This is a genomic window from Polaromonas sp. CG_9.11 (genome assembly GCF_015752225.1).
Classification (GTDB): Bacteria; Pseudomonadota; Gammaproteobacteria; order Burkholderiales; family Burkholderiaceae_C; genus Polaromonas.
Map to the genome: position 1 here is coordinate 135,816 of NZ_JADOVE010000011.1, position 8,238 is coordinate 144,053.

Consider the following 8,238-nt stretch of genomic DNA (forward strand, 5'->3'; position numbering starts at 1 on the left):
TAGCAACTTCATCATTCTTCATCTCTTCATAGAAAAAACCACTCCATGGCCCGCAACACCCAGGTCGCCGCCGACCACCATGCCCCGCCCATCACCCACATCCTGGCTGAATTTGTCGCCAACCATCCCGGCTTTCTGTCGGGCGGCTGGAGCGACACCGTGGACCACGAAGCCCACCGCACCTTCATGAACTGGCTGGGTTGCGCCATCGGAGCCGCGCACCACGAGGCGGCAGAAGCTGCCGTCGCGGCCGTCATGTTCCTGCAGCCGGCGCCCCAGGCCACGCTGCCCGGCCGCCCGGAAAAGGTCGACATTGCCAGCGCCGCGCTGATCAACGGCATCACCTCGCACACCTTCGACTTTGACGACACCCATCTCAAGACCATCATCCATCCGGCCGGACCGGTGGCCTCGGCCCTGCTGGCCCTTAGCGAACACACGGGCGCCAGCGGCCGTGAACTGCTCGATGCGCTGGTGCTGGGCATCGACGTGGCCTGCCGCGTCGGCAATGCGATGTACCCCGATCACTACGACCGGGGCTGGCACATCACCGGCTCCACCGGCACGCTGGGCGCCGCCGCTGCCTGCGCCCGCCTGCTCAAGCTCGACGCCGGCAGGACCGCCATGGCGCTGGGCATCGCCGCCTCGCAGCCGATTGGCATGCGCGAGCAGTTCGGCACCATGACCAAGCCGTTTCACCCCGGCGCCGCCGCGCGTGCCGGCCTGATGTCCGCCTTGCTGGCCGCCCAGGGCTACACCGCCAGCCCCCGGGCACTGGAAGCGCCGCGCGGCATGATGCAGACGGTGTCCACCAAGAACGACTGGCTGGAGATCACCGAGGAACTGGGCAAGCGCTTTGAAATCTCCTTCAACAGCTACAAACCCTTTGCCTGCGGCATCGTGATCCACCCCAGCATCGACGCCTGCGTGCAGCTGGGCCGCCGGGGCGTCACGCCCGACCAGGTGGAAAGCATCGAGCTGAAAGTGCATTCGCTGGTGCTGGAACTCACCGGCAAGAAGGAGCCGGCCGACGGCTTGCAGGCCAAGTTCAGCGTCTACCACGGCTGCGCGGCGGGCCTGACCTTCGGCCGCGCGGCGGAGGGCGAGTTCTCCGACGAAGTCGTGAACCGCGCCGACATGGTGGCGCTGCGCCGCAAGGTGGTGGCGACGGTCGATGACTCGATCGACGAGGCCAGTGCCGATGTGACGGCGGTGCTGAAGGACGGCCAGCGCGTGCATGTGTTTGTCGAGCATGCCATCGGCTCGCTGCAGAACCCGATGACCGATGCCAACCTGGAAGCCAAGTTCCATGGGCTGTCGGACCCGTTGCTGGGCGCGGTGCGTAGCGGCGAGCTGATCAGCGCCTGCTGGAACCTGGCCGCTGCCGACAACGTTCGGGCACTGGCCGCGCTGGCGGTGCCGCAGGCATGAACGCGCCTGTGAACCCGGCTGCGCCAGGCGGCCGGCCCGTGATCGTCGTCGTGGGCGATGCCGAGCAGGCACTGCAGCGGCTGGTGGACTGGGCGCCGATCCAGGCACGGGCCGACGTCGCCCTGCACCACCAGCCGCTGAGCGGCGAGGCGCTGGTCGAGGCGCTGAAGGACGCCGATGCCGTGGTGCTGGTACGCGACCGCACGCCGTTTGGCGCCGAACTGCTCGCCCGTCTGCCGCGGCTGCGCTACCTGGTCTTCACCGGCACGCGCAACACCACGCTCGACCTGGCCGCGCTGGCGGCGCGCCAGATACCGGTCAGCCATACCGAATGGGGTCCGTCCAAGGACAGCACCTGCGAGATGACCTGGGCGCTGATCCTGGCCGCCACGCGCCAGCTGGAAGCGCAAACCGCGCTGCTGCGCCAGGGTCAGTGGCGACCGGACACCGCGCTGCCGCTCGCCGGCGTACTGCACGGCCAGACACTCGGGCTGATCGGCCTGGGCGAAATCGGCGGGCGCGTGGCCCGCGTCGGCCAGGCACTGGGCATGCAGGTCATCGCCTGGAGCCCGCGCATGACGCCCGAGCGCGCCGCCGCGCACGGCGCGCTGGCGGTGACGCTGGAAGAGCTGCTGACCACGTCAAAGGTCGTCAGCCTGCACCTGGTGCCGACCCCGGCCACGCACCACCTGCTCGACGCGCGGCATCTGGCGCTAATGCGGCCGGACAGCCTGCTGGTCAACACCTCGCGCTCGGCACTGATCGCTACCGGGGCGCTGGTCAGCGCGCTCGAACAGGGCCGGCCGGGGTTTGCGGCGCTCGACGTGTTCGATGTCGAGCCGCTGCCGCAGGATTCCCTACTCCGGCAGTTGCCCAACGTGCTGCTGACGCCGCACCTGGGCTTTGTCGCCGAGCCGGTGTTCGCGCGTTTTGCCTCGGGCGTGAGCGAATGCCTGACAGCCTGGCTGACCGGCCAGCCGCTGGTGCGGGTGCTGGCGTAAGGCACCACCACCTGAAGGCCAGCAGACAGCCTTTCAGGCAACAACTCAGCGCACGGGAGGCCGGCATTTGTCTTCCTCCCTCTCCCCCTGGGAGAGGGTTGGGGTGAGGGCTCCCCGATGGCGATTTTCCTTGAGAGTTGCCACGCCCGCCGGCCCCATCCCTGCCTTCCCCCAGCGGGGGGAAGGCGCCATTCAGATTCGGACGCAAGGCTTGCCTGACGACCTGAGCAGTTGCCTTTTGAGCATCAAATAGGCATCTGGCGCATGTAAATAGTGGACCAGCAGCTATGAATTCAGTAGCAAAATCGATCCACTGCCTTCGATACCGTGCGCGGGGCTACAGCCACGTCACCTCGGCCGCCAACAGGTAGCCCGCGCCATAGACCGTGCGAATGGTCGTCGGATGCTGGGGGTCGGATTCGAGCTTGCGCCGCAGCCGCGACACCCGCACATCGACGCTGCGGTCCAGCGCCGACAGGTCACGGTCGCCGCACAGCTGCTCGCGGTCCAGGATGCGGTTGGGCCGCTGCAAAAACTGCAGCAGCATGCGCGACTCGCCAGCGCTGAGCGTCCACGCCTCGCCGCCCGGCGACGTCAGCAGGTTGGAGTCGGCGCGGAAACGCCAGCCGCCAAACTCGGCCATGTGCGAACGCGCGGGCGTTGGCGTTTGAGCGCCGGGCGCCTTGTCACGGCGCCGCAGGATGCTGCGCACGCGGGCCACCAGCTCACGCGGCTCAAAGGGCTTGACCACATAGTCATCGGCGCCCAGCTCCAGGCCCATGACCCGGTCGCTGAGGTAGCCCCGCCCCGTCAGCACCATCACGCCGCAGGCATGGCGCGCCTGCAGCTCGCGCACCACGTCCATGCCGTCGGCGTCGGGCAGGCCCAGGTCCACGATGCACAGGTCGGGCACCCGCACCATCAGCAGCCGGCGCAGTTCGGCCGCGGTGTGGCATTCGACGGTCTCGAAGCCAAACTCGCGCAGCGTGCTGCCAACCAGCCGGCAGATGTCGGGATCGTCGTCCAGCAGGTAGATGCAGCGCGGTCCCTCCGGCTGGCGAAACAGGCCGACCGTCATGCGCCCAGGCCGTCCAGCGCCTGCTGCAGTTCGGTGGCGGTGAAGGGCTTTTTCAGCAGCGAAATGCCGGTAGGCGCGCCGCCGGGTGCGGCATCGCCGTCGGCATAGCCGCTGATCAGCAGCGCCTTCACCTGCGGCGCGCGCTGGCTTGCCGCGCTGCACAGCGCCCGGCCGTCCATGCCCCCCGGCATCACCAGATCGGACACCAAAATCCCCACGGTGGGCACGCTGGCCAGCAGTTGCAGGGCATCGGCCGCATGGTCGGCCTCGATCACCGGATAGCCCAGGCCGACCAGTTGCAGCCGGATCACCCGGCGCACGTCGGTATCGTCCTCGACCAGCAGCACCAGCGGGCGCTGCGCGCCGGGCCGGCTGGCCAGCGCCTGCGGGCCGGGCAGCGTTTCGGCTTCGAGGATTTCGTCGTCGGTGCACGGCAGCACCAGCGTGACCACGCAGCCTTCGCCCAGCGCGCTCTGGATAGAGAGGCCGCCGCCCGACTGCTTGGCAAAGCCATACACCATCGACAGCCCCAGGCCGCTGCCCGAACCGAAACGCTTGGTGGTGAAAAAAGGCTCGGAGGCGCGCGCCTGCGTGGCGGCGTCCATGCCGATGCCGGTGTCGGACACGCTCAGCGCCACATAGCAGCCCGGCACCACGTCGAAATCGGACGCCTGCGCCGGGCTCAGCACCGTGCGCGCGGCCTTGATCGTCAACTGACCGCCCTCGGGCATGGCGTCGCGCGCGTTCAGCGCCAGGTTGAGCAAGGCGTTTTCAAGCTGTTGGGCATCGGTCATGGCAAAGACCGGTTCGTCCACCGGCGTGGCCGCGACAGTGACATGCGCCGGCAGCGTGCGCTTGAGCAGCAGCAGCGTTTCGTTCACCAGGTCGGCGATGTTCACCGGGCGCAGCGACAGCGGCTGCTTGCGCGCAAAGGCCAGCAGCCGCTTGATCAGCGAGGCGCCCCGGCGCGAGGCCTTCAGCGCCGGCAGAACGTATTCGGCCATGTCCGGCTCGTCGGGATAGCGCGCCTGCAGCGTGACCAGGTTGCCGATCACCACCGTCAGCAGGTTGTTGAAGTCGTGCGCCAGGCCGCCGGTGAGCTGCCCGACGGCTTCCATTTTCTGCGCATGCACCAGCGCCGCCTGGGTGTTCTTGAGGTCGGTGATGTTGACCGACAGCACGAAGCAGCCGGCCACCCGGCCCTGGGCGTCGAGTTCGGGCACCAGTTCGCTGCGCGCATACACCAGCCGTCCGCCGGGGCGGCGCATGGCGTATTCGTAGCTGACGCGTTCGCCCTTGAGCGCGCGGTGCACATGGCGCGAGATATCGGTGTAGACCTCACCCCCCACCACATCGCGGATGGCGCGGCCCACCACGCCCTCGCGGACCGTGCCAAACCAGTCGGCGTAGCCCTTGTTGGCATAGCGGTAGATTTCCTGGTGATCAAAATAGCCGATCAGCGCCGGCACGGTGTCGGTGATCAGGCGCAGGTTTTCCTCGCTGCGGCGCAGCGCCTCGGTGATGCGCTGGTTGGCGTCGTCGGCCACGATCAGGCGCCGGTTGGTCGCCTGCAGTTCATGCGTGCGCTCGGCCACCCGGCGCTCCAGCTCGACGTTTTGCTGCTCGATCTGCTGCTCGTGGCGCCGGCTGGACGTGATGTCGGTGTACAGCGTGACAAAGCCGTTGTGCGGCAAGGGCTCGCCGCGCACCGCCAGGATTTGTCCGTCGGGCCGGTCGCGCTCGGTGTAGTGCGGCGTGAAATGCCGCGCCAGGCGCATGCGCTCGGCCACCAGTTCCTCGACATCGCCCGGCCCGTATTCGCCGCGCTCGGCGTTGTAGCGCATGAAGGACTCGAAGGTCGCGCCGACAAACGCCATGTCTTCGGGGAAATCGAGCAGGCGCAAAAACGCCTGGTTCCAGGCGACGATGCGCAGGTTGCCGTCGATCACCGTCAGCCCCTGGTCAAGCCGGTCCAACCCGGCCTGCAGCAACTCGTGCCGGTAGTGGATTTGCTGGGAATCGGGGGAAACGTGTGATGGCATCAAAGGCGGGCTCCGGCGGATTGGTGCATTCTAGGGCGCTGCCGCGCGGGCCGGAAGGCCGCAATCATTCGATACATTTGCCCCGAAATTGCGCAACAGTCGGCTGCCATCATCCTGCCTGTCAATGACTGAACAGACCTTCAAGCCTGATGCAGTCACCATCACCACCAGGAGACTGCCGACATGCCCACGACCGCCTATGACCACGGACTCGAGCGCAACAGCGCGAACCACACCGCGCTGTCCCCGATCAGTTTCCTGGAGCGCTCGGCGCGTGTCTACCCCGAGCGCGCGTCGCTGGTTCACGGCGACATCCGCTTCACCTGGGCGCAGACCTATGCGCGTTGCCGCCGCCTGGCCAGCGCACTGGCGCGGCGCGGCGTGGGCGTGGGCGACACCGTCGCGGCCATGCTGCCGAACACGCCGCCCATGTTCGAAGCGCATTTCGGCGTTCCCATGCTGGGGGCGGTGCTCAACACCCTGAACACCCGGCTCGATGCCGAAGCGCTGGCCTTCATGCTCGACCACGGCGAAGCCAAGGTGCTGCTGACCGACCGCGAATTTTCGCCCCTCATCGAGCGGGCGCTGGGCCTGATGCGCCAGCCCTGCCCGCTGGTCATCGACGTCGATGACCCGATGCACGAAGGCGGCACACTGCTGGGCGAGATGGACTACGAGGCGTTCCTGCAGACCGGCGACGAAGCCTACGACTGGTCGCTGCCGACCGACGAATGGAATGCGATTGCGCTGAACTACACCAGCGGCACCACCGGCAACCCCAAGGGCGTGGTCACGCACCACCGGGGCGCCTACCTGAACGCCGTGTCCAACGTGGTGACCTGGGAAATGCCGCGCCACTCGGTCTACCTGTGGACGCTGCCGATGTTCCACTGCAACGGCTGGTGCTTTCCCTGGACGCTGGCGCTGCAGGCGGGCGTCAGCGTGTGCCTGCGCAAGGTCGATCCGGCGCTGATCTTCTCGCTGGTCCGCGCGCACCGCGTCACGCACCTGTGCGGCGCGCCGATCGTCTATGGCCTGCTGATCAATGCGCCGCAGGTGCTGCGCGCCGGCATCTCGCACCCGATTGCCGGCCTGATTGCTGGCGCCGCGCCACCGGCCGCCATCATCGAAGGCTGCGAGCGCATCGGCATCGACATCACCCATGTCTATGGCCTGACCGAGGTCTATGGCCCCGCCGCCGTCTGCGCCAGGCAGGCCGGCTGGGACAAATTGCCGATTGGCGAGCGCGCCGCGCTGAATGCGCGCCAGGGCGTGGCTTATCCGATGCAACAGGCGATTGCCGTGCTGAACCCGGAAACCATGCGGCCAGTGCCCGCCGATGGCGAGACCATGGGCGAGATTTTCTTTCGCGGCAACCTGGTGATGAAGGGCTACCTGAAAAACCCGCAGGCCACGGCCGAAGCCTTTGCCGGCGGCTGGTTCCACACCGGCGACCTGGCGGTGGTGCATCCCGACGGCTACATCAAGATCAAGGACCGCAGCAAGGACGTGATCATCTCTGGCGGCGAAAACATCTCCAGCCTGGAAGTCGAGGAAGTGCTGTACCGGCATCCGGCCGTGATGGTCGCCGCCGTGGTCGCCAGGCCCGACGACAAATGGGGCGAGGTGCCTTGCGCCTATGTCGAACTGTGCGACGGGGCCAGCGTGACCGAGGCCGAGATCATGGAACACTGCCGCGCGCAGCTGGCGCGCTTCAAGGTGCCCAAGCAGGTGCGGTTCGGCACGCTGCCCAAGACCTCGACCGGAAAAATCCAGAAGTTCGTGCTCCGCGAGCAGCTGCGTTCGGCGTCCAGCATGGCGTGAACGGCACGCGCCTGGCCTGACGCCCCGAAGCTGCCGGCACCGCGCCGGCGCTTACTCCTGAATTCATAGCTGCTTGCGCACGACTGTCGTGCGCAACAGGCCTTTTTTACTTAAGAATCATGACTCCAGCAGACATCCTGGCCCGGTACGGCCCCCGAGAAGCGATGGACTACGACGTGGTCGTGGTCGGCGGCGGGCCCGGCGGCCTGTCGGCGGCCATTCGCCTGAAGCAGCTCGCGGCTGAGCAAGGCACCGAGCTTTCCGTGGTCGTGCTCGAAAAAGGCTCCGAGCCCGGCGCGCACATCCTCTCGGGCGCGGTGATGGACCCCCGGGCCCTCACCGAGCTGATCCCCGACTGGAAGGCCCTGGGCGCGCCGCTCAACCAGCCGGTCACCGCCGACGAGGTGCTGTTCCTGAGCGAGACCGGCTCGACCCAGACCCCGGCCTGGCTGGTGCCCGACTGCTTTCACAACGAAGGCAACTTCGTCATCAGCCTGGGCAATGTCACGCGCTGGCTGGCAGCGCAAGCCGAAGCCATGGGCGTGGAGATCTTTCCCGGCTTTGCCGCTGCCGAGGTGCTGTACACCGACGCGGGCGCGGTCCGGGGCGTGGCCACCGGCAACCTGGGCGTGGGCAAGGACGGCGAGCCCACGGAGAGCTTTCAATTGGGCATGGAGCTGTGCGCCAAGTACACGGTGTTTGCCGAAGGCGCACGCGGCCACCTGGGCCGCCAGCTGATCGCCCGCTTCAAGCTCGACGAGGGCAAGGACCCGCAGGCCTACGCGCTGGGCGTGAAGGAGCTGTGGGAAATCGACCCGGCCAAGCACCAGAGCGGCCTGGTGGTGCACACCGCCGGCTGGCC

Annotated in this window: 6 protein-coding genes; 4 read left to right on the forward strand and 2 right to left on the reverse strand. The window is 67.6% G+C overall.

Annotated features, from left to right (window positions below; genetic code table 11):
• Positions 1 to 45: 45 nt before the first annotated feature.
• Both IWX85_RS11155 and IWX85_RS11160 read left to right on the forward strand, forming a co-directional pair.
• Positions 46 to 1,431 carry an MmgE/PrpD family protein gene (locus IWX85_RS11155; RefSeq protein ID WP_196869765.1) on the forward strand — a complete coding sequence of 462 codons (1,386 nt, stop codon included), beginning with the start codon at positions 46 to 48 and terminating at the stop codon, positions 1,429 to 1,431.
• Positions 1,428 to 2,432 (forward strand): D-2-hydroxyacid dehydrogenase family protein, encoded by a 1,005-nt coding sequence (locus tag IWX85_RS11160; protein WP_196869766.1) that lies wholly within the window; start codon positions 1,428 to 1,430, stop codon positions 2,430 to 2,432. Before IWX85_RS11155 ends, IWX85_RS11160 begins: the two co-directional genes overlap by 4 nt.
• 337 nt (positions 2,433 to 2,769) lie before the next feature.
• On the opposite strand, the gene IWX85_RS11165 is transcribed toward IWX85_RS11160, so the two are convergent.
• Positions 2,770 to 3,510 carry a response regulator transcription factor gene (locus tag IWX85_RS11165; protein ID WP_051984072.1) on the reverse strand — a complete coding sequence of 247 codons (741 nt, stop codon included), beginning with the start codon at positions 3,508 to 3,510 and terminating at the stop codon, positions 2,770 to 2,772.
• Entirely contained in the window at positions 3,507 to 5,552 is a 2,046-nt protein-coding gene (locus IWX85_RS11170) for a PAS-domain containing protein (RefSeq protein WP_196869767.1), read from the reverse strand. Before IWX85_RS11170 ends, IWX85_RS11165 begins: the two co-directional genes overlap by 4 nt.
• A gap of 183 nt (positions 5,553 to 5,735) precedes the next feature.
• Between IWX85_RS11170 and IWX85_RS11175 the strand changes: the two genes are divergently transcribed.
• Both IWX85_RS11175 and IWX85_RS11180 read left to right on the forward strand, forming a co-directional pair.
• Positions 5,736 to 7,376 carry an acyl-CoA synthetase gene (locus tag IWX85_RS11175; protein WP_196869768.1) on the forward strand — a complete coding sequence of 547 codons (1,641 nt, stop codon included), beginning with the start codon at positions 5,736 to 5,738 and terminating at the stop codon, positions 7,374 to 7,376.
• 119 nt (positions 7,377 to 7,495) lie between these two features.
• Positions 7,496 to 8,238 (forward strand): NAD(P)/FAD-dependent oxidoreductase (locus tag IWX85_RS11180; RefSeq protein WP_196869769.1); only part of this gene is annotated, 743 nt, incomplete at its 3' end.

What these genes read in the sequence shown, in the direction of transcription:
- IWX85_RS11155 (WP_196869765.1), top strand. Translation starts at nt 46, where the DNA reads ATGGCCCGCAACACCCAGGTCGCCGCCGACCACCATGCCCCGCCCATC.
- IWX85_RS11160 (WP_196869766.1), top strand. Translation starts at nt 1,428, where the DNA reads ATGAACGCGCCTGTGAACCCGGCTGCGCCAGGCGGCCGGCCCGTGATC.
- IWX85_RS11165 (WP_051984072.1), bottom strand. Translation starts at nt 3,510, where the DNA reads ATGACGGTCGGCCTGTTTCGCCAGCCGGAGGGACCGCGCTGCATCTAC.
- IWX85_RS11170 (WP_196869767.1), bottom strand. Translation starts at nt 5,552, where the DNA reads ATGCCATCACACGTTTCCCCCGATTCCCAGCAAATCCACTACCGGCAC.
- IWX85_RS11175 (WP_196869768.1), top strand. Translation starts at nt 5,736, where the DNA reads ATGCCCACGACCGCCTATGACCACGGACTCGAGCGCAACAGCGCGAAC.